This window comes from Actinomadura barringtoniae, assembly GCF_017573505.1.
Classification (GTDB): Bacteria; Actinomycetota; Actinomycetes; order Streptosporangiales; family Streptosporangiaceae; genus Spirillospora; species Spirillospora barringtoniae.
This window is the reverse complement of record NZ_JAGEOJ010000013.1, coordinates 44,221-64,481: the sequence shown is the minus strand read 5'-3', so window position 1 is coordinate 64,481 and position 20,261 is coordinate 44,221. Positions and strand designations below refer to the sequence as shown.

At 70.8% G+C, this 20,261-nt stretch carries 19 protein-coding genes; 12 read left to right on the top strand and 7 right to left on the bottom strand.

All coding sequences use genetic code 11. The features are described from left to right. Window positions 1-40: 40 nt before the first annotated feature. Complete coding sequence (locus J4573_RS30150) at window positions 41-970, top strand: zinc-binding dehydrogenase (RefSeq protein WP_208259290.1); 930 nt, start codon at window positions 41-43, stop codon at window positions 968-970. On the opposite strand, the gene J4573_RS30145 is transcribed toward J4573_RS30150, so the two are convergent. From J4573_RS30145 to J4573_RS30125, 6 genes are all read right to left on the bottom strand, one after another. After that, window positions 957-1,913 (bottom strand): SecDF P1 head subdomain-containing protein, encoded by a 957-nt coding sequence (locus J4573_RS30145; RefSeq protein ID WP_208259289.1) that lies wholly within the window; start codon window positions 1,911-1,913, stop codon window positions 957-959. The two genes, J4573_RS30150 and J4573_RS30145, sit on opposite strands and share 14 nt — an antisense overlap. Before the next feature lie 179 nt (window positions 1,914-2,092). Then, complete coding sequence (locus tag J4573_RS30140; protein ID WP_307797009.1) at window positions 2,093-3,217, bottom strand: 2-oxoacid:ferredoxin oxidoreductase subunit beta; 1,125 nt, start codon at window positions 3,215-3,217, stop codon at window positions 2,093-2,095. Further along, a complete protein-coding gene (locus J4573_RS30135) occupies window positions 3,210-5,051 on the bottom strand; it encodes a 2-oxoacid:acceptor oxidoreductase subunit alpha (protein ID WP_208259288.1) in 1,842 nt (613 codons plus the stop codon). Before J4573_RS30135 ends, J4573_RS30140 begins: the two co-directional genes overlap by 8 nt. A gap of 362 nt (window positions 5,052-5,413) precedes the next feature. Continuing rightward, window positions 5,414-5,518: a putative leader peptide gene (locus J4573_RS56750; protein WP_372442917.1), complete on the bottom strand. Its 105-nt coding sequence runs from the start codon at window positions 5,516-5,518 to the stop codon at window positions 5,414-5,416. A 193-nt stretch (window positions 5,519-5,711) separates the two neighbouring features. Next, the gene (locus J4573_RS30130; protein WP_208259287.1) at window positions 5,712-7,067 is read right to left on the bottom strand and encodes a hypothetical protein; all 1,356 of its coding nucleotides are present in this window, start codon (window positions 7,065-7,067) and stop codon (window positions 5,712-5,714) included. 128 nt (window positions 7,068-7,195) lie between these two features. Continuing rightward, window positions 7,196-8,242 carry a hypothetical protein gene (locus J4573_RS30125; RefSeq protein WP_208259286.1) on the bottom strand — a complete coding sequence of 349 codons (1,047 nt, stop codon included), beginning with the start codon at window positions 8,240-8,242 and terminating at the stop codon, window positions 7,196-7,198. 672 nt (window positions 8,243-8,914) lie between these two features. Here J4573_RS30125 and J4573_RS30120 point away from each other — a divergent pair. From J4573_RS30120 to nuoH, 5 genes are all read left to right on the top strand, one after another. After that, window positions 8,915-9,274 carry an NADH-quinone oxidoreductase subunit A gene (locus J4573_RS30120; RefSeq protein WP_208259285.1) on the top strand — a complete coding sequence of 120 codons (360 nt, stop codon included), beginning with the start codon at window positions 8,915-8,917 and terminating at the stop codon, window positions 9,272-9,274. A gap of 67 nt (window positions 9,275-9,341) precedes the next feature. After that, window positions 9,342-9,833 carry a hypothetical protein gene (locus tag J4573_RS30115; RefSeq protein ID WP_208259284.1) on the top strand — a complete coding sequence of 164 codons (492 nt, stop codon included), beginning with the start codon at window positions 9,342-9,344 and terminating at the stop codon, window positions 9,831-9,833. 10 nt (window positions 9,834-9,843) lie between these two features. Beyond that, window positions 9,844-10,959 (top strand): NADH-quinone oxidoreductase subunit B, encoded by a 1,116-nt coding sequence (locus J4573_RS56915; protein ID WP_208259283.1) that lies wholly within the window; start codon window positions 9,844-9,846, stop codon window positions 10,957-10,959. Beyond that, the gene (locus J4573_RS30105; RefSeq protein ID WP_307797007.1) at window positions 10,956-11,510 is read left to right on the top strand and encodes an NADH-quinone oxidoreductase subunit C; all 555 of its coding nucleotides are present in this window, start codon (window positions 10,956-10,958) and stop codon (window positions 11,508-11,510) included. Before J4573_RS56915 ends, J4573_RS30105 begins: the two co-directional genes overlap by 4 nt. Beyond that, window positions 11,503-12,459 (top strand): NADH-quinone oxidoreductase subunit NuoH, encoded by a 957-nt coding sequence (gene nuoH / locus J4573_RS30100; protein WP_208259282.1) that lies wholly within the window; start codon window positions 11,503-11,505, stop codon window positions 12,457-12,459. The genes J4573_RS30105 and nuoH overlap by 8 nt, the downstream gene beginning before the upstream one ends. A gap of 23 nt (window positions 12,460-12,482) precedes the next feature. Here nuoH and J4573_RS56265 read toward each other — a convergent pair whose 3' ends face one another. Next, complete coding sequence (locus J4573_RS56265; RefSeq protein WP_307797006.1) at window positions 12,483-13,115, bottom strand: helix-hairpin-helix domain-containing protein; 633 nt, start codon at window positions 13,113-13,115, stop codon at window positions 12,483-12,485. 269 nt (window positions 13,116-13,384) lie between these two features. Here J4573_RS56265 and J4573_RS30090 point away from each other — a divergent pair, with 269 nt between their 5' ends. The 6 genes from J4573_RS30090 to J4573_RS30065 are packed head-to-tail and all read left to right on the top strand — an operon-like array spanning window position 13,385 to window position 20,212. Then, entirely contained in the window at window positions 13,385-14,083 is a 699-nt protein-coding gene (locus tag J4573_RS30090) for a 4Fe-4S binding protein (protein ID WP_307797004.1), read from the top strand. Continuing rightward, entirely contained in the window at window positions 14,080-14,664 is a 585-nt protein-coding gene (locus J4573_RS30085; protein ID WP_208259281.1) for an NADH-quinone oxidoreductase subunit J family protein, read from the top strand. Before J4573_RS30090 ends, J4573_RS30085 begins: the two co-directional genes overlap by 4 nt. Further along, a complete protein-coding gene (gene nuoK, locus J4573_RS30080; protein WP_208259280.1) occupies window positions 14,664-15,071 on the top strand; it encodes an NADH-quinone oxidoreductase subunit NuoK in 408 nt (135 codons plus the stop codon). The genes J4573_RS30085 and nuoK overlap by 1 nt, the downstream gene beginning before the upstream one ends. Further along, window positions 15,068-17,083: an NADH-quinone oxidoreductase subunit 5 family protein gene (locus tag J4573_RS30075; protein ID WP_208259279.1), complete on the top strand. Its 2,016-nt coding sequence runs from the start codon at window positions 15,068-15,070 to the stop codon at window positions 17,081-17,083. The genes nuoK and J4573_RS30075 overlap by 4 nt, the downstream gene beginning before the upstream one ends. Continuing rightward, on the top strand, window positions 17,080-18,618 hold the full coding sequence (locus J4573_RS30070; protein WP_208259278.1) for a complex I subunit 4 family protein: 1,539 nt from the start codon (window positions 17,080-17,082) through the stop codon (window positions 18,616-18,618). Before J4573_RS30075 ends, J4573_RS30070 begins: the two co-directional genes overlap by 4 nt. A 4-nt stretch (window positions 18,619-18,622) precedes the next feature. After that, window positions 18,623-20,212, top strand: a complete 1,590-nt coding sequence (locus J4573_RS30065) for an NADH-quinone oxidoreductase subunit N (RefSeq protein ID WP_243773813.1) — start codon at window positions 18,623-18,625, stop codon at window positions 20,210-20,212. Window positions 20,213-20,261: the final 49 nt, after the last annotated feature.

The window sequence follows — 20,261 nt, the reverse complement described above, 5'->3', positions numbered from 1 at the left end:
CGGCTTTCCTTGTTCTCAGACGACGAAGCGAGGAGGGGTCATGAAGGCGCTCATTCCCACGGGACAGGCGGGCGAGCTGGTCGCGTTCGGCACGGCGGAGGTGCCCGAGCCGGCGGGCGGCCAAGCGCTGATCAAGGTCGAGGCGTTCTCGATCAACCGGGGCGAGATCTTCAAGCTGGCGGGCGGCACGGGCTGGCTGCCGGGCAAGGACATCGCCGGAACGGTCGTCCGGGCCGCCGCCGACGGTTCCGGGCCGCGCGAGGGGCAGCGCGTCGTCGCGCACGTGCCGGCCGCCGGCTGGGCCGAGTACGCGGTCGCCGGCACCGGCTCGATCGCCGCCCTCCCCGCTCACGTCGACGCCGTCACGGCCGCCGCGCTTCCGCTGGCCGGGATCACCGCGCTGAGGCTGCTGCGGGCGGCCGGATCCATCGCGGGCCGCCGGGTGCTGATCACCGGCGCCTCGGGCGGCGTCGGCCACTACTTCGTCGAGCTCGCGGCCGCCGCGGGCGCCGAGATCACCGCGGTCTCCGCCACGCCGGAACGCGGCCACCGCCTGATGGAGCTCGGCGCCGAGGCCGTGGTGTCCGACCCGGGCGCGGCCTCGGGACCGTTCGACGTCGTGCTGGAGTCGGTCGGCGGGCGTTCGCTGCCCGCCGCGCTGGCCAAGCTCGCGCCGCACGGGACGCTCCTGTGGTTCGGGCAGGCCAGCCGCGAGCCGGTCACGCTCGACTTCTTCGACTTCTTCGCCGGTCCGGAGGGCGCCACGCTGCGGCACTTCCACTACGACGATGCGTTCGAGGCCCGCCCGTTCGGCCCGGACCTGGCCACCCTCGTCCAGCTCACCGGCGACGGCCGCCTGCACCCCGAGATCGGCCGCATCACCGACTGGGCCGACACCGCGACCGTCCTCAACGACCTGCGCGAGCGCCGCATCACCGGCAACGCCGTGCTGACGCTCACTTCCCCCTGAGCTCGTGCAGGAGTTTGTCGGCCTCGGCGCGGTTGGGCGGCCCGGTGATGGCGATCTTGCCGTCGGTGATGGCCATCTCGACCCGGGACACGGTCACCAGGTTGTTCTTGACCACCAGCGCCAGGTCGCGGCCCTGCATCGCGCGGGTCAGGTCGGCGAACGCCTTGCGGTCGTTCTTGCGCAGCGTGACGGCGACGTCGTAGGCGCCCTTCGTACGGGCCTTCTGGATCTTCAGCTCGGCGACCTTGCGGATCGCGATCCCGGGGGTCAGCTGGTAGCACGTCGGGCCCGTCGAGGACGAGCTGGAGATGCCCTGCGTGCCCGCCTGGCACTGGCCGGGGAGCGTGGACGAGATCGGGTAGACGTTCAGCGGCGCCGCGAGCGTCACGGGGCGGGTGCGCATGGAGCCGGCGATCAGTCCGCCGGTGACCGCGACCGCCGCGATGAGGAGGCCGAGCGTCAGGATCATCGCCACCAGCGCCGAGCGGTGCTCGCGGAAGGCGGTCTCCTGGACGCGGTTCTGCGAGGCGCGGGCGCGCTTGACCTCGGCCGCGCGGCGCTGCCGTTCCGACACCCGGGCGCGCCGCTTGGTGTCGGGGTCCACAGGAGGCGCGGGCTCGACGGGGGCCGCCGCGCTCTCCGGAGGCGGCCCGCCCTTCTTGGCAGCCTTCTTCGCCGCCTTGTCGGCCTTCTTGGCGGCCTTACGTTCGGCACGCGTCGGCTTGCGCTTCGGTGGCTCGGGCGCGGGGGGAACGGGCTCCGGCTCAGGCTCGGATGCGGCCTCGACCTCGGGCTCAGAGGCCTCTTCGGGTTCGGGATCCGGTTGCGGCGGGGCGTCGCCCGGGTCGACGAGAGTGCGGCCGTCGGTGGCCGGTGGCTCCGCTGCGGCCTCGGCCGCCCGCGGGCGCCGGCGTTCCTTGTCCCGGCGCGGAACGACCCGCATCCTTCATCTCCCCGTCTGCGTGATCCGCGATGGTGCTAACTCACCGCAACTTAGCCCGCTCCCGGCCGTGCCACCAGCCCGGAACGCGAACAACCGCACGACCATATGTGATCATGCGGCTGTCCAGCGCGTTCAGTCCGCCGGATTGTCAACTCGTGAGTACTCCGGCGTAAGAACGATCAGTCGATGCGCCAGGTGTCCCCGCTGCCCAGAAGGGCGGCGAGATCGCCCTTGCCCTGCTTATCGACGGCCTCGGCGACCTGCTCGCGCATCTCCCGGTCGTAGGACGGCCGGTCGACGTTGCGGAAGATGCCGATCGGCGTGTGCTCGAACGCCGGCGAGTCCAGCCGCGAGAGCGCGAACGCCTGCGACGGGTCCGGGTTGGCCGCGTCGTGCACCACGATCTCCGACGGGTCGACGTCGGCCACGTTCACGACCTCGAACGAGCCGTTCGCCGCGCGGCGCAGCGCCTTCTGCCGGTCGGCGCCGAAGATGATCGGCTCGCCGTGCTCAAGCCGGACGGTGATGTCGTCGCGGACGTCGGCGTCCTTCAGCGGCTCGAACGCGTTGTCGTTGAAGATGTTGCAGTTCTGGTAGATCTCCACCAGCGCCGTGCCCTCGTGCTCGGCCGCCGCGCGCAGCACCGACTGCAGGTGCTTGCGGTCGGAGTCGATCGTCCGGGCGACGAACGTGCCCTCCGCGCCGATCGCCAGCGAGATCGGGTTGAACGGGCTGTCCAGCGACCCCATCGGCGTCGACTTGGTGATCTTCCCGATCTCCGAGGTGGGCGAGTACTGCCCCTTGGTCAGCCCGTAGATCCGGTTATTGAAAAGGAGGATCTTCAGGTTGACGTTGCGGCGCAGCGCGTGGATCAGGTGGTTGCCGCCGATCGACAGGGCGTCGCCGTCACCGGTCACGACCCAGACCGACAGGTCGGGGCGCGAGGTGGCCAGGCCCGTCGCGATCGCCGGCGCGCGGCCGTGGATCGAGTGGAACCCGTAGGTGTTCATGTAGTACGGGAACCGCGACGAGCAGCCGATGCCGGAGACGAACGTGATGTTCTCGCGGCGCAGGCCGAGCTCGGGCAGGAAGGACTGGACGGCCGCCAGGATCGCGTAGTCCCCGCAGCCCGGGCACCAGCGCACCTCCTGGTCGGTCTTGAAGTCCTTCATGGTCTGCTTCTGGTCGGTCTTGGGCACCAGCGACAGCGCCGTACGGCCGACGCCGTTCACCAGACCGTTGCCGTTGCCGTTGCCGTTGCCATGACCGTTGCCGTTGGTGCCGTTCAGGCCGTTCTCACTCACTGTCGATCACATCCTGGATGACGCCCGCGAGCTCCTCGGCCTTGAAGGGCAGGCCGCGGACCTGGTTGTAGCTGATCACGTCGACGAGGTAGCGGCCGCGCAGCAGCAGCGCCAGCTGACCCAGGTTGATCTCGGGCACGATCACCTTGTCGTACGAGCGCAGCACCTCGGCGATGTTGGCCGGGAACGGGTTCAGGTGCCGCAGGTGGGCCTGCGCCACGGTGTGCCCGGCCTTGCGGACGCGCCGTACGGCCGCGGAGATCGCGCCGTACGTGCCGCCCCAGCCCAGGATGAGGACCTTCGCCTCGCCGGACGGGTCGTCGACCGCCAGCGGCGCGATGTCGTTCGCGATGCCGTCGATCTTGGCCTGGCGGAGCCGGACCATCTTGTCGTGGTTGGCCGGATCGTAGGAGATGTTGCCCGACCCGTCGGCCTTCTCCAGGCCGCCGATGCGGTGCTCGAGCCCGGGGGTGCCGGGGACGGCCCACGGCCGCGCCAGGGTCTCCGGGTCGCGCCTGAACGGCTGGAAGTCCTCGTCGTCGGCGGCCGCGAAGTTCGGGTCGATCTTCGGGAGCGCGTCCACGTCGGGGAGCTGCCACGGCTCGGAGCCGTTGGCCAGGTAGCCGTCCGAGAGCAGGATCACCGGGGTGCGGTAGGTGACCGCGATGCGGGCGGCCTCCAGCGCGGCGTCGAAGCAGTCCGAGGGGGACTGCGGCGCGATCACCGGCACCGGCGCCTCGCCGTTGCGGCCGTGCATCGCCTGCAGCAGGTCGGCCTGCTCGGTCTTGGTCGGCAGCCCGGTGGACGGGCCCGCCCGCTGCACGTCGATCACCAGCAGCGGCAGCTCGGTCGCCACGCCGAGACCGATCGTCTCGCTCTTCAGCGCCAGGCCGGGCCCGGAGGTGGTGGTGACGCCCAGCGAACCGCCGAACGAGGCGCCCAGCGCGGCGCCGACCGCGGCGATCTCGTCCTCGGCCTGGAACGTCCGCACGCCGAACCGCTTGTGCTTGGACAGCTCGTGCAGGATGTCGGACGCCGGCGTGATCGGGTAGGAGCCGAGGTAGATCGGCAGCCCGCTCTGCACGCCCGCCGCGACCAGCCCGTACGACAGCGCGACGTTGCCGGTGATGTTGCGGTAGAGCCCGGGCTGCTGCTCGGCCGGCTTGATCTCGTAGGAGACCGAGAACGCCTCGGTGGTCTCGCCGAAGCTCCAGCCCGCCTGGAAGGCCGCGATGTTGGCCTTCATGATGTCGGGCTTCTTGCCGAACTTCTTCTCCAGGAACGAGATCGTTCCCTCGGTGGGCCGGTGGTAGAGCCACGACAGCAGGCCGAGGGCGAACATGTTCTTGGCGCGCTCGGCGTCCTTCTTCGACAGGTCGAAGTCGGCCAGCGCGGTCACCGTCATCGAGGTGAGCGGCAGCGCGTGCACGTGGTACTCGTCGAGCGAGCCGTCCTGCACCGGGTCGGCGGCGTAGCCGACCTTGGCCAGGGCGCGCTTGGTGAACTCGTCGGTGTTGACGATGAGGTCGGCGCCCCTGGGCAGGTCGCCGATGTTGGCCTTGAGGGCCGCAGGGTTCATCGCGACCAGGACGTTCGGGGCGTCGCCCGGGGTCAGGATGTCGTGGTCGGCGAAGTGCAGCTGGAAGCTGGACACGCCGGGGAGGGTCCCTGCCGGGGCGCGGATTTCGGCGGGAAAGTTCGGCAGCGTCGACAAGTCGTTGCCGAACGCCGCCGTCTCCTGGGTGAAGCGATCGCCGGTCAACTGCATGCCGTCACCGGAGTCCCCGGCGAAGCGGATGATGACGCGGTCGAGTTGCTGGACCTGTTTGGTCACAGAGGAAGACCTCCTCGACGCGCAGCACTGGGCCCGGGGGAGGCTCCCGGGACCGTGATGCTACTTAGGCTTACCTTCATGGTATGTCCGAGGTGAACTGCTTGTTTCGAGGGTCGTGAGACCGGGGAGAACGAATCGGGCCGTTTGTGGCCGCCACTGTGACATCGGCCACTCAGGTCCCTATAAAGCGACGCTGATGGCCAGGTCGAGCCGAAGTGCTGTTCCGCCCGTCATGTGACATCCCTCTTCCAGGGAGTCCTAGCCCCGTAACACAAGACGTATCACTTCGGCCAGGAGTTCACTTGACTCCGCGAGATTCGGGCAGGTCCTATCAGGTGGTACGACCCAGGGCGGCTAGGGGTTCATCGTCGACACAGGCAGCTTGACAGGCGGCACAGGTCGACGTGCAGGCGCCGAAAGAGCCGCGGAGGGGTCGACGGGGAGCGGAGGCTGCTCCCCGCGGGCACGGGTTTCACGCCCCGCACTATAGACAGGCCGAATTTTGTTCGGTATCACCGGCCCCCGCCCACGCGGCCCCGGCCCTCCGGCAAGCAAGATCGCTGGTCAGCGTCACACCGGCCCGCTCGAGGCCCGCCCGAGGCCCGCTCGAGGTCCGCTCGCGCCGGTCCGCGTCAGCGTCGCGGTCGGCCCGCCCGCTGGTCAGCGCTGGCGGTCGATCTCCGCGAGCAGGCCGGACACCTCGTCGGCCGCGACGGCCTCACCCACGATCCGCGCCGTCGCCCCGTACGGATGCGAGCCGGGGTTGTCCAGCGCCGCCTTCATCCACGTACGCCAGGCACGCCCGGTGACCGTGCAGCGCAGCACCAGCGAGCGGTTGTCGGGCACCGGCCCCGAGCCCTTGCAGGTCCCGAGCGACCGGTTCCCCGAGGTGACCGTCGCCCGCAGCGCGGCCCGCGCGCCGGACGGGACGGCGCCGTCGGGCGAGGTGAGCGTCGCCGGGACGCTGACCGTGCAGCCGTTGGTGTTCTCGTCGCAGTTGATGAACGTCAGCTTGCCCGGCTGGAAGCGCAGCCGCGGATCGGGCGCCCCGGCCAGCCGCGCCACCCGCGGCCTGAGCTCGGCGAACAGCGGGGCCGGGTCGGTCAGCTCCGCCGCGGCGAACTCCGGATCGCCCTGCCCGGCCGCGTGCACGCTCAGCAGCTTGTAGGGCGCGGCCGTGGACAGGTAGTAGTCCGCCTGCGGGGTCCGCACCCGGTAGGCGGGCGCGCCGCCGTAGGTGTCGGGCTTGGCCTGCGCCGCCTTGGCCCGCGCCTTGACCAGCTGCTTGGCGATGGCCTGCGGCGCGAGCACGTCGTCGATGTCCAGCAGTGGCATGGAGGCGGGCGCCTTGGTCCAGCGGCCCGCGTAGTTCTCCGGATGCGCGCTCTCGCCACCGGACGCGCGCCAGAACGCCGTCCCGGCCTTGATGAACGTGCCGTCGTCGATCGCGATCACGTCGACCCGCCGGCCGGAGACGGTCATGGACCCGGAGGCCAGGCCCGTACGGCCGACCTTGAGCGCGACCTTGACCGGCTGCCCGTCCTGCGACAGCGTCCCGCTGAACTGGAAGCCCGGCGTCGCCCGCAGCCGCTGCGCGGCCTGGTCGACCCAGGCGGACGAACCCTTCTTGGCGCTCGCCCCGTCGCCGCCGTCATCGCCGCCGAACGCCGCGTACGCCGCCGCTCCGGCCGCCACCAGCGCCACCGCCGCACCGGCAGCGATCACACTCCGCGGCACCCGCCGCCGCGGCCGCGGCAACGGCTCCACCTCAGGCCGCGGCCCGCCACCGCTGGGCGGCTCGCTGCCGTTGGTGGGCCCGCCGTTGGTGGGCCCGCCGTTGGTGGGCCCGCCGTCGGCGGGCTCGCCATCGCGGGGCGGTGGGACGTCGTCCCCACCCGGCCGGGCGGCATCTCCGGGCCGTTCGGTGGCCTCTTCGGGGGCATGGCGTTCGACGCCACCGTCCTTGGAGGGGGTGGCGGGGTCCGTCACCGACGACCCCTCCTGCTCAACGTTCACTTGGGCGACCACTCCGCTCACGACTGCCGATCCGAGTCATAGAGTGCCGGACGTTCCGGGCCCGCGCAGCAGGACCGTGCATCGTCCGGCACTCCGCACCGTTCGGCAGGGCGGGTGGAGCCCCGGCGTCACTCCTTGTCGAAGCCGCTCTGCAACGCCTGGACGTCGGAGTCCGCGGCGCCCGAGACCCAGTACTGGTGGTGCTGGGAGTAGCGGCTCTGGCTGCCGTGCGAGAACTTCGACCAGGCGCTGCTCTTCACCGAGCACTCGACCCAGGTCGCCGACGTCGACTTGGCGGTGAACGAGGTGGAGCAGTCGCCGAGGTTGGACCCGGTGGCCGAGCCCGCCGTGAGCCAGAACTTGATCTCGATCTTGGTGGGGCTGTTCGTGCCGGTCGGCGGCTGGAACTTGGCCCGCACCCGGCAGCTGCCGCTGTTCTCGTAGCAGAGCTGCTTCTTGTCGAACTCGACGAGATCGACCCTGCCGACGGCGTCGAAGGAGTCCTTCAGCTCGCCCGCGTAGCCGCGCAGCTGGCTGATGGCGGCCGCGCCGCCGCTCGCGTTCTGCGCGGTGACGTCCACCTGGGTGCGCAGGATGTTGCTCTCGTAGCGCAGCAGCTCAGGGCTCTTGGCGTCGGTGACGTAGAACACGGCCGAGGGCGTGCTGATCCGCAGCGCCTTGCGCCCCTGGGCGGTCGTCTTGGTCTCGCGGAGCGCGTTCTTGTACGTGGCGGCCTGCCGCAGCGCGCCGGCCAGGGCGCTCGGCGACAGGTCCTTCTGGAAGTCCAGGCTGAGGTCGGTCGGGTCGACCTTCCCCCACTGGTCCCCGTCCTTCACCAGCGCGTTGGCCGAGGTGATCTTGTCGGTCCAGTACGACTTGGGCGCCTTGACGTAGAGCTTCTCGTCCGCCGACAGGATGGTCACGTTGTCGCTGCCCCAGGTCACCTGGCCGCCGGCGCGCCCGCCCCTGGTCACCTTCAGCTCGCCCTGCAGGACGTCCGAGCCGCTGGTGAACGTTCCCTTGAGCGCGAGCGTGCGGGCGCCCGAGACCGAGGTGGCGGTGGCCGCGAGCCGTTCGGACGGCGTCACCTTGTCGGGCTTGAAGACCGTCGTCGCCAGCACGACCGCGACCACGACCAGCACGACCAGACCGCCGCCCGCGATGAGCGCGATCATCAGTCCCTTGCCGGAGCGCTTCTGCTGCGGCGGCGGAAACCCGCCGGGTGGCGGCGGCCCCTGCGGGAAGCCGCCGGGCGGCGGCGGTCCCTGCTGGAACCCGCCGGGCGGCGGATAGAACGGCGGCGGAGTCCCCGGCCCGCCGTACCCTCCGGGCGGACCTCCGGGAGGTCCGCCGGGCGGGCCCTGCTGCCCGGGCTGATAGATCGGGTAGCCGCCGGAACCAGGCCCCGGCGATCCGCCAGGTGCGCCGGGCCCGCCAGGTCCGCCGGGCCCGCCAGGTCCGCCGGGCCCGCCAGGTGCGCCGCCGGGCGGCGGCAGCGGCGGGCCGGCCCCAGGCGGCGGTGGCGGCGGAACGCCTGGTCCGCCGCCCTGTCCCGGAGGAGGCCCATAACCTCCGGGCGGCCCCGGAGGCGGTCCATCGGAGCCGCCCGAACCCGGTCCGCCGTCGTCGGACGGCGGCGGCCAGTCCGAACCGCCCGGTGGAGACCAGTTCGGCTCCGAAGGGGGATTGCTCATCCGGTCACGTCCCTCCAGGTCAGGCGACCCCAACGTCACCTCCAGTGTGTATGAAATCTAGGACATTTCGAGCGCGCGATTTACGCCAGGCCGGTTCTGTGCAAAAGACCTCGGTCGGGGATACTTGACGGAGCGCGTAGAAGGAGGTCTGCGGTGCGTGACTATCTGCTCGTGGTGGCACTGATCCTGGTCGGCGGCGGCATCGTCGGCGGCGGCCTGGCCGCCAACCGGTTGCTGCGTCCGAACCGCCCCACGCAGGAGAAACTCACCACCTACGAGTGCGGCGTCGATCCGGTCGGCGACGGCTGGGCCCAGTCGTACGTCCGCTACTACGTCTTCGCGTTCCTCTACGTCGTCTTCGCCGTGGACGCGGTCTTCCTGTTTCCCTGGGCGACCGTCTTCTCCGCCCCGGGCTACGGGATGACGACGCTGGGCGAGATGTTCGTCTTCCTGGGATTCCTGGCCGTGGGTCTCGCCTATGCAGGTAAGAAGGGCGTGCTTTCCTGGGTATAACCCCTCCAGGAGACCCAGATTGAACAACCCGCCGCGAAGCATCCCCGGCTTCGGCCGCATCCCTCGAATGCCCGAGGGCACGGTCATCAAGCCCCCCGTATCGCCGAAACTGGCCATCGTCTTCATCGGAGCGGCACTCTGCCTGCTGCCGTGGACGTACTACCTGATGCGCAGCCTGCCGGACGAGACCACCGCCGCACACTGGCGCTGGGCGTGGGTCGGCTTCGACCTCCTGCTCGCCTGGACGGCCGTCGGCACCGCCATCCGCATCCTGATGCGCTCGCCCAAGCTGATCATCGTCTCGACCGTCACCGGCACGCTGCTGATCGTGGACGCGTGGTTCGACGTGATGACCGCCGCATCGGGCACCGAACGGATCGTCGCGATCTGCCTCGCCGCGTTCGCCGAGATCCCCGCCGCGCTCTTCTGCCTGCGCATCGCGTTCCTGGTCGAGGGCATCTTCGAGCAGGCCCGCCCGCACCTGCTGGGCCAGGGATTCAAGATAGAAGGCAAGCGGCTCATCCCGCCGGATCTCGATCGACAGGCCCCAGAGGCGTAAGAATGCTTCTGTGAGCACAGTCGATCTGCCTCCGCCCGCCATCGGCCCGCTGTCGCGGCTGGCGCCCAAGCCGGTCAAGTTCGTGCTCAACTGGGGCCGCCGCTACTCCCTCTGGGTCTTCAACTTCGGCCTGGCCTGCTGCGCGATCGAGTTCATCGCGACCTCGATGAGCCGGCACGACTTCATCCGGCTGGGCGTCATCCCGTTCGCCCCCGGCCCGCGCCAGGCCGACCTCATGGTCGTCTCGGGCACGGTCAGCGACAAGATGGCCCCCGCCGTCAAGCGGCTGTACGAGCAGATGCCCGAGCCCAAGTACGTCATCTCGTTCGGCGCCTGCTCCAACTGCGGCGGCCCGTACTGGGACTCCTACTGCGTCACCAAGGGCGTCGACCAGATCATTCCCGTCGACGTCTACGTCCCCGGCTGCCCGCCCCGGCCCGAGGCCCTCCTGCACGGCATCATCCGCCTCCAGGAGAAGATCGCCGCCGAGTCGCTGGGGGACCGCTACGGCAACGGCGGCGAGCCCGTGGCGCCGCCTCCGCCCCCGAGGCCGCTTTCGGCCACCGTTCTCCGGCGCCCCATCCAGCCGCCGCCCGACGTACCGCCCGCAGGACCCGAGGACGAGACCCGTCCCGTTGAGGCCCTGCCCGAGGAGAACGTCGCCGCGGACGAGGCCGAGCCCGCTGCTCCACCGGCCGAGCCCGCCCCCGAGGCCCCGGAGGTCGCGGAGGTCGCGGAGCCGACGGGCGGACCGCAGGACGTCACCATGCCGGTCACCGCGCTCCCCGAAGAAGCGGCGCCTGCCCCCGCCGCCGAGCCCGCCGAGCCGAAGGGCGGTCCGCAGGACGTGACCTTGCCGGTTTCTGCGATCCCTGAGGAAACGCCCGCCCCTGAACCAGCGCCGCCGCCGGATTCTCCGAGCGCGGGTGCCGAGGACGTCACCCGGCCCGTCGAGGCGCTTCCCGACGACACGCCCGACGCGACGCGGCCGTTGGAATCAGACGAGGCGCGCGGCGGTGAGCACGGTGAGCACTCCGGGGACGCGGTCGGGCGGTTGCGGCGGCGGAAGCCGGCGGAGCACGACCCGTCGATCATTCCGGGGCTGACGGATGAGGACGAGGAGTGAACGCAGCGGATCTGGCCGAGGCCTGGACGGGGCGCTTCGGCGAGGAGGTCACCACCGAGGAGAGCTTCGGCGGCATCTCGGTCGGGGTGCCGGTCGAGATGTGGGTCGAGGCGCTGGAGTTCGCCCGGGACGAGCTCGGCTGCGACTTCTTCGACTGGCTGACCGGCGTGGACGAGGTCGACGAGGGCTTCGCGATCGTGGCACACGTCTACTCGCTGGAACGCCGCCATCACCTGCTGATCCGGACGCGGGTGCCCAGGGAGGCGCCGGTCCTGCCGAGCGCCGTCGGGGTCTTTCGCGGGGCCAATTGGCACGAGCGTGAGACGCACGAGATGTTCGGCGTGGTCTTCGAAGGGCATCCGAACCTGATCCCGCTGCTGCTGCCCGACGGGTTCGAAGGCCACCCGTTGAGGAAGGAATTCGTGCTCGCCGCGCGGGTCGCCAAGCCTTGGCCGGGAGCCAAGGAACCCGGCGAGTCGGGACATGGGGCGCCCAGCCGGCGGCGGGTCAGGCCGCCGGGTGTGCCGGACGGCTGGGGGCCCAATGCTTGAGGTCATCGTCAAGCTCGTACTGGTCGCGGCGGCCTTCGCCGTGCTGCCGCTGCTGGTCGGGCAGGCCGAGCACAAGGTGATGGCGCACATGCAGGGCCGGCTGGGCCCGATGTACGCGGGCGGCTTCCACGGCTGGGCTCAGCTGGTCGCCGACGGCGTGAAGTTCGCCCAGAAGGAGGACGTCGTCCCGCGCGACGCGGACCGCTGGGTGTTCAAGCTCGCGCCGGGCGTCGCGCTGGTGCCGTACCTGCTGGTGCTGATCGTCATCCCGGTGGGGCCGGGCGACCAGGTCGCGCTGGACCTGGACCTGGGGCTCTTCTTCGCCCTGGCCGTGATGGGCGTCGGCGTCATCGGCGCGATCATGGCGGGCTGGGCCAGCGCCAACAAGTACTCGCTGCTGGGCGGCATGCGGGTCGCGGCGCAGCTGATGTCGTACGAGCTGCCGATGGTGTTCGCGGCCTCGTCGGTCGCGATGGCGGCGGGCACGCTGTCGCTGACCGGGATCGTCGAGGAGTGGCGCTGGTTCTGGCTGCCCTGGCAGGCGATCGGCGCCGTGGTCTTCTTCGTGGCGGGGCTGGCGGAGCTGCGGCGGCCGCCGTTCGACATGCCGGTCGCCGACTCGGAGATCATCTTCGGCCCGTACACCGAGTACGGCGGGCTGCGGTTCGCGCTGTTCATTCTCGCCGAGTACGCGGGGATCGTCGTGCTGTGCGCGCTGACGACGGTGCTGTTCCTGGGCGGCTGGAAGGGTCCGTTCCTGAACGAGCAGCTCGGCTGGCTGTGGACCATGATCAAGGTGTCCGTGCTGGCGTTCCTGGTGATCTGGCTGCGCGTCAGCTACCCGCGGATGCGCGAGGACCAGCTGCAGAAGCTCGCCTGGGCCTACCTGGTGCCGCTGTCGCTGGGCCAGCTGGCGCTGACCGGCGTACTGAAGGTCGCGTTCTCCTAGGCCCGCGTTCTGGCTGAGTCGCCCTAGGGCAGGAAGATCGCGTATTCGGAGAGCTTGGGCAGGATGCCCGGCGGCAGGTCGGTGTCCACGGCCATCTCCTCGGGAGAGATGAAGCCGCCCTGGTCGTCGCGGCGGCGGACGATGCGGTCGATGAGCTCGGGCGTAAGGCCGGGCAAGGCGGCCAGGGCCGCGGGGGACGCGTGGTTGACGTCCACCAGGCCGCCGTCGTCGTACGCGCGGGGCAGGTCGGGGCGGCCGATGCGCAGCTCATGAGCGAGCGCCGGGTCCTCCGCGATGAGCCCGCGCGCGTCCTCGCGGAGCATGCGGCGGTACTTGGCGACCTGGACGGCGTGCTGGTTGTACTGGCTGCGCGGGCCGGTGCGCGGGAACACGGCGCTCCGTACCGCGAACGCGTGGACCGTACCGGCGACCCACAGCATCACCATCATCAGCCCGGCGAGCGCGCCGACCGCCGCCTCGCCGGCGTTCATCAGCGCCAGCACGGCCGTCGAGGCGATCGCGTAACCGGCCGCGGTCGCTCCGTAGTTCCACGAACCGCGCCGCAGCGCCGCGTAGAGGAAGGAAAAGGGCGTTCCGAAACCGAACGTGAGGAACGGAACAAAAGCCCAGAGGATGCCCTGCGGCTCGGGCGGCACGCCCGGAGGCGGCGGAACGGGCTGGATCGGCGGAACGGGCAGCGGGGGCGGTTGATGCGGGTACCAACCCGGCGGAGGCGGAGGATATGGCCTTCCCGCGTGCGGACGGCCCCCGTGCGGACGCCCGCCGTAGGGCCGTGGACGCGGTCCCCGCGGGTCGTTCTCGCCGGGCTCGAACGGGTCGTCGACGCCGTCTCTCACGTCTGGTTCGACGAACGCGGCCCGCGTTGCGTTCCCCAGCGGCTCTGAGTAAGGAATCATGGTGGCCTGTGGGACGGCTACCGGGAGGCGGGCTGGCCAAGGGGCTGGCCGTCACGTTGAGGACGATGACGCGGCGCACCATCACGCGCCAATACCCCGAGGTGCAGCCGGACCTGCCCCCGCGCAGCCGGGGGGTCATCGCGCTCCTGGAAGAGAACTGCACGGTCTGCATGCTGTGCGCCCGCGAGTGCCCCGACTGGTGCATCTACATCGACTCCCACAAGGAGACCCTTGCCGCGGAGACCACCGGCGGCAGGGCCCGTACGCGCAACGTCCTCGACCGCTTCGCCATCGACTTCGCGCTGTGCATGTACTGCGGCATCTGCATCGAGGTCTGCCCGTTCGACGCGCTCTTCTGGACACCGGAGTTCGAGTACGCCGAGTACGACATCAACGAGCTGACCCACGAGAAGGACCGGCTGCGCGAGTGGATGTGGACGGTCCCGCCGCCCCAGGCCAACGACGCGCTGGCCGAGCCGCCCAAGGAAGTCGCCACCGCCGAGAAGGCCGCCGCCCGCGCCGCCGGATCCGCCGCCCGCGCCGGATCCGCCGCTCGTGCGACAGGGCCTGCCGCCCGCACGGCCGGGCCTGCCGCCCGTACGGCCACGTCCGACGCCGACGCGGCCGGGCCTGCCGCCCGTGCGGACGGGCCCACCCCACGGACGGCCCGCGAGACGCCTCCGGAGCAGGGAGGGCCGAGCTCATGAGCGGCCAAGAGGTCCTCTTCACCCTGCTCGGGATCGTCGCGGTCGGGTCGGCGCTGATGGTCGTGACGACGCGGCAGCTCGTGCACGCCGCGCTGTGGCTGGTCGTGTCGTTCGGCGCGCTGGCGGGCGGCTACCTGGTGCTCACCGCGGAGTTCGTCGCGTGGGTGCAGGTGCTCATCTACGTCGGCGCGGTCGTCGTGCTGCTGCTGTTCGGGATCATGCTGACGCGGGCGCCGATCGGCGAGTCCGCCGACCTGGACTCGGGCAACCGCTGGATCGCGGCGGCGGTCGCGGTCGCCACCGCCGCGCTGCTGATCACCGTGCTGCTGATGGGCTTCCGGGACGCGCACACGCCGCTCAAGGCGGGCGGCGGCTCGGCGGACGAGCTGGGCGCCAGCGTCTTCCGCACGTGGGTGCTGCCGTTCGAGGTGCTGTCGGTGCTGCTGCTCGCCTCGCTGGTCGGCGCGATCGTGCTGTCCCGTTCCGACATCGGCGAACGCCGCCCGGCCCGTTCCGGCAACGGCTCACGCCCCGCTCCCGGCCCCGGTCCTGGCGCTGGTTCCGAGGAGGGTGACGGCTGATGCACCTCGCCTATCCGCTGGTGGTGGCCGCACTGCTGTTCTCGGTGGGCGTCTATGGGGTGCTGGCCCGGCGCAACGCCATCCTCGTGCTGATGTCGGTCGAGCTGATGCTGAACGCGGTCAACCTCAACCTCGTCACGTTCGACGTCTGGTGGCGCGACCGCCTGCACGGCGGCCAGGTCCTGACGCTGTTCACCATCGTCATCGCCGCCGCCGAGGTCGGGCTCGGCCTGGCGATCGTGCTGCTGGTCTACCGCAACCGGCAGAACGTCGACGTCGACCGGCTCCGCGCGCTCGCCGAGGAGGGCACATCTCCCGGCCCGAACGGCGAGGTCACCCGTACCGAAGCCCGTACAGAAGAACGCGAGACCGAGACCCCCGAGCGCGTTGAGGGAGGCGCCTCGTGACCGGACTCGCCGCCGCCATCGTCCTGCTGCCGTTCGTCGCGGCGTTCGCGGGCATGCTGCTCGGCCCGCGCCTCACCAAGCTGCTCGGCGGTCGCGGCGGTCGCGGTGGGCGAGGCGAGGGCGGCGAAGGCGGCGAAGGGGCTCCGCTCCCGCTGCTGCGGAACGGCCCGGCGCTCATCGCGTGCGTGCCCATGGCCGCCTCGCTGGTGCTCGCGGCGATCGTCGCGTTCCAGGTCTGGCGCGACCCCGGCGAACGCATCAGGGTGTTCACCCGCATCCCGACCGGCGGCGTGGAGATCCTGGTCGCGCTCCAGGTGGACGGCCTGGCCGCCGTGGTCGGCCTGATGGTCTGCTGCGTGGCGCTGGCGGTGCAGATCTACTCGGTCACCTACATGGCCAAGGACCCGCGCTACTCGTCCTACGCCGCCTTCATCTCGCTCTTCACCGCCGCGATGCTGCTGGTCGTCTACGCGGGCGACCTGATGGTCCTGTACGTGGGCTGGGAAGTCATGGGCGTCTGCTCCTACTTCCTGATCGGCCACCACTGGGAGGACCGCGGCAACTCGCGCGCCGCCGTGAAGGCCTTCCTGGTGACCAGGCTGGGCGACGTCGGCTTCCTGCTCGGCATCCTCGTCCTCGGTACGGGCGCCAAGACGTTCGCCATCGAGGGCGTCCTGCGTGCGGTGCCGGCGATGCCGCACTCGACCGTCACGGCGGCGGCGCTGCTGCTGCTCGCCGGGGTCGCGGGCAAGAGCGCGCAGTTCCCGCTGCACACCTGGCTGCCGGACGCGATGGCGGGCCCGACGCCGATCAGCGCCCTCATCCACGCCGCGACGATGGTCGCGGCCGGGATCTACGTGGTGGCGCGCGTCTACGGCGTGTTCGTCTCCGCTCCCGCCTCGCTCACCGTGCTGGGGATCCTGGCGGTCATCTCCATGCTGGGCTCGGCACTCGCCGCCCTCGCACAGGACGACATCAAACGCGTCCTCGCGTACTCCACCATCAGCCAGCTCGCGGTCATGGCGGCCGGGCTGGCGGTGGGCGGGAAGAGCGCGGCCATCTTCCACCTGCTGACGCACGGCGCCTTCAAGGCGCTGCTGTTCCTTGGCGCGGGATGCGTCATCGTCGTCAGCGGCTCGAACCTCCTGCGCAACTACGGCGGACTCCGGCAGGGCATGCCGATCGCCTTCTGGTCGATGACGATCGGCCTGGCCGCCCTGGCAGGCGTGCCTCCCGTAAGCGGCTGGTTCAGCAAGGACTCCATCATCGAGGCCGCCCAGCACAGCGCCACCCACAGCGGCGAGATCTCCGCACAGGCAGCCGGTGAGCACGGATGGTTCTCGTATGCGCCTCTGCAAGAGGGCCAGAACCTCACGTTCAACACAATCGGCAGCCCAGGCAGCGGTATCGCGCACATCCCCACGGGTGTGGCCTGGCTGATCTACATCGGCCTGCTGGTCACCGTCGCTCTTACGGCCGCCTATGCGATGCGGCTGTGGCTGATGACGTTCTTCGGTGAGCCGCGCGGATCGTACGACACCCACGACGCGCCTTGGCTGATGACCGGAACGGTGGCGGTGCTGGCCGTACCGTCCGCGCTGCTCGGGTTCTTCGGCGGGGGAGCCGAGGAGCTTCGCCCGCACTTCACCTCCGCCGTCATCGGCGTGATCTTCCTGGTCGTCGGCGGCGGCGCCGCGTTCCTCGTCTGGAACCGCGATCCCGCGCTCGACCCGGCACGCGCGCTCGGCCCCGCCCGTCCGCTCTTCCTCCGCGCCTTCTACGTGGACGAGGTCTACGCGGCGGGGATCGTGCGGCCCGTTCAGGCGCTCGCCCGCTACGTCGTCGCGTTCGACGACAAGGGCATCGACGCGGCGGTCGTCGGCACGGCCCGCGCCGCGCGGCGGCTCGGCGGGGTGCTGCGCGTTCCGCAGAACGGCAACGCGCAGGGCTATCTCACCGGGCTCATCGCGGGCGTGGTCGTCATCGTCGCCGGGGTGGTGATCTTCCTGTGACGCTGCTGGTGCTGGTCGGACTGCCGCTGCTGGGCGCGTTGCTGCTGCTCGTTCCCGCCGAACGCCTGATGCCGGGCGACGCGGCGGTGCGCGCGTACGGGGCGGTGGTCTCGGGGCTGACGTTCGCCGTCGCCCTCTTCGCGCTCGCCCGCTTCGACTTCGACGAGCCGTCGCGGATGCAGCTCGGCCTCAACAAGCCGTGGGCGTCCTCGATCGGCCTGCGCTTCCACCTCGGGCTGGACGGCATCTCGCTGCCGCTGGTTGTGCTGACGGCGCTGCTGACATTCCTGTGCTTCCTCTACACGATCAAGCACCCGCCGACCGCTCCGGCAGGAGGCTCCGCGCCGACAGGAGGCTCCGCACGCCTGCTCACCGGGTTGCTGCTGGTCCTGGAGGTAGGGCTCCTCGGAACGTTCGTCTCCCTCGACCTCATCCTGTTCTTCGTCTTCTTCGAGGTCGTCCTCATCCCGATGTACGTGGTCATCGCGCTCTGGGGAGGCCCCGGACGGCGCGCGGCCGCCTACAAGTTCATCCTCTACACCCTGCTCGGCTCAGGCCTGCTCCTGGTCGGCATGCTGCTGATAGCGGTGAACGCCGACACGCTCGACATGACCCTGCTCGCCCGCCGGCACGGCGAAGGCATCGGCCGCAATCTCCAGATCACGGCGTTCGTTCTGATGGGCCTCGGCTTCGCGGTCAAGGCTCCGATGTGGCCGTTGCACACCTGGCTGCCGGACGCCCACACCGAGGCGCCTACGGTCGGGTCTGTCCTGCTGGCCGGCGTACTGCTGAAGATGGGCACGTACGGTTTCGTGCGCGTCGCGGTCCCCGCCGCCCCTGAGGGCGCGCAGTTCTGGGCGCCGTACCTCGGGTTCCTCGCGGTCGTGGGAATCGTCTACGGGGCGCTGGCTTGCCTTGCCCAGACCGACCTCAAGCGGATGATCGCGTACTCGTCCGTGGGCCACATGGGCTTCGTCCTGCTCGGCATAGCGACCCTCACCCCGGTAGGCATCAACGCCGCGCTCTTCGGCAACATCGCCCACGGCCTAATTACAGGGCTTCTCTTCTTCCTCGCGGGCGGGGTCAAGGAACGCTACGGAACGGGAGACATGGAGAAGCTGGGCGGCGGCATGCTCACCAAGGCGCCGCACCTTGCCTCCATCCTCACGTTCGCCGCCATCGCCAGCCTCGGCCTTCCCGGGCTCGCCGGTTTCTGGGGCGAGATGCTCGCCCTCCTCGGCGCGTACAAGCCGCATGCCGACCTGCCCCGCGAGACGTTCGTCACGTTCATGGTCGTAGGCGGCCTCGGCGCGGTGCTCACGGCGGCGTACTTCCTGCGCATGCTGGCCAAGCTCACGCACGGGCCGGTGAGCGGCGTCGAGCTGAGCGCCCCCGGCCGGGTGGCGGGGATCTCGGTGTACGAGTACATGGCGTGGGTGCCGCTCATCGCGCTGACGCTGCTGGTCGGCCTATGGCCCAAGACCCTCCTCGAAGTGACCACCGCCCCCGTGCGAGCGCTCCTGGGAGGTGGCTGACGCCATGATGACCGCCGCGACCATGATGACCGCGACCGCCACCGCTGCGACGACCGCGATGATCCAAGGCATCGACTACGCGGCGATCGCGCCGCCGCTGATCCTGGCCGTGGCCGCGCTCGGCGTGCTGCTGGCCGACGCGTTCGACGTCCCGCGCCGGATCATCGGCCTGCTCAGCGGCGGCTCGCTCGCGATCGCGCTGCTCAGCGTCGTGCTGCTCGCGACCGGCGACCGGCGCGCCACGTTCTGCCTGCCCGGACAGCTGCGCGGCAACGGCCCGCGCTCCTGCTCCTACGTCGCCGACGACTTCACGCTGCTCTTCCAGGGGATCGTGCTCGCGGCGGCCGTGGTCGTCGTGCTGCTGTCGGTCAAGGAGATCGCCGACTCCTCGATGCCGGTCGGGGAGTACCACTTCCTCCTGCTGTCGGCGATCATCGGCGCGCTGACGCTCGTGGCCGCGCGCGACCTGATCCTGCTGGTCGTGGCGCTGGAGACGCTGTCGCTGCCGGTCTTCGCGCTGGTCGCGCTGCGGCGGTACGACGGGGTCGCGTCCGAGGCGTCGCTGAAGCTCTTCCTGGTCTCGGTCGTGTCGGCCGCCATCATGCTGTTCGGGATCAGCCTGGTGTACGGCGCGACCGGCGCGATGCACCTGGACAGGATCGCGCTCGCGCTTCAGGACGGGCGGCTGCCGTCGGACCTGAAGCCGGTCGCCGCCGCCGGGATCGTCCTCGTCCTGGTCGGGTTCGGGTTCAAGGTGGCCGCGGTGCCGTTCCACTTCTGGGCGCCGGACGTCTACCAGGGCGCGCCGCTGCCGGTCGCCGCGTTCCTGTCGGTCGTGTCGAAGGCGGCCGGGTTCGCGGGCCTGGCGATCGTCCTGGCGCTCGGGTTCCCCGCGTACGGCGACGTCTGGGGCCCGCTGATCGGTATCCTCGCCGCCGTCACGATGACGCTCGGCAACCTGATGGCACTCCGCCAGCGCACCGCGATCAGGCTGCTGGCCTGGTCGTCGATCGCGCAGTCGGGCTACATGCTCGCGCCGCTGGCGGTCGGCGAGAAGCGCCTCCCCGAGGCGGTCGCCGCCACCACGGCGTACGTCGCGCTGTACGCGGTGATGAACCTGGGCGCGTTCGCCGTGGTCATCGCCGTCAGCCAGCGGATGGCGCGCGGCTTCGCGGAGTACGAGTCGGGGCGGCGCTGGGACACCCTCGACGACTTTCGCGGCCTCGCCCGTACGAGCCCGCTCACCGCCGCCGCCCTCGCGTTCTTCCTCATCTGCCTCGCCGGGCTGCCGCCCGGCGTGATGGGCCTGTTCGCCAAGGTCGTGGTGTTCCGCGCGACCGTCGCCGGCGACGTCACCTGGCTGGCCGTCATCATGGCCGTCAACACCGTCATCGGCCTCTACTACTACCTGGCCTGGGCCGCCCGCCTCTTCACCGCTCCCGCCGGAGCAACCGGTCTGCGGTCCGCCGGAAGGGCGGCCGAACTCCCGCCAGGTCTCGCGGTACGTTCGGCCATCGCCGCCACGGCCGCCGGTGCGGTGGTGCTGTCGGTCGCGCCCCAGCTCGTACTGCAGGCCGTCTCGTCGGTCACCTAAGAGGGAACATATCGCCAGGTCAACCCGTTGTGCAGTGTGTCAATAGGGG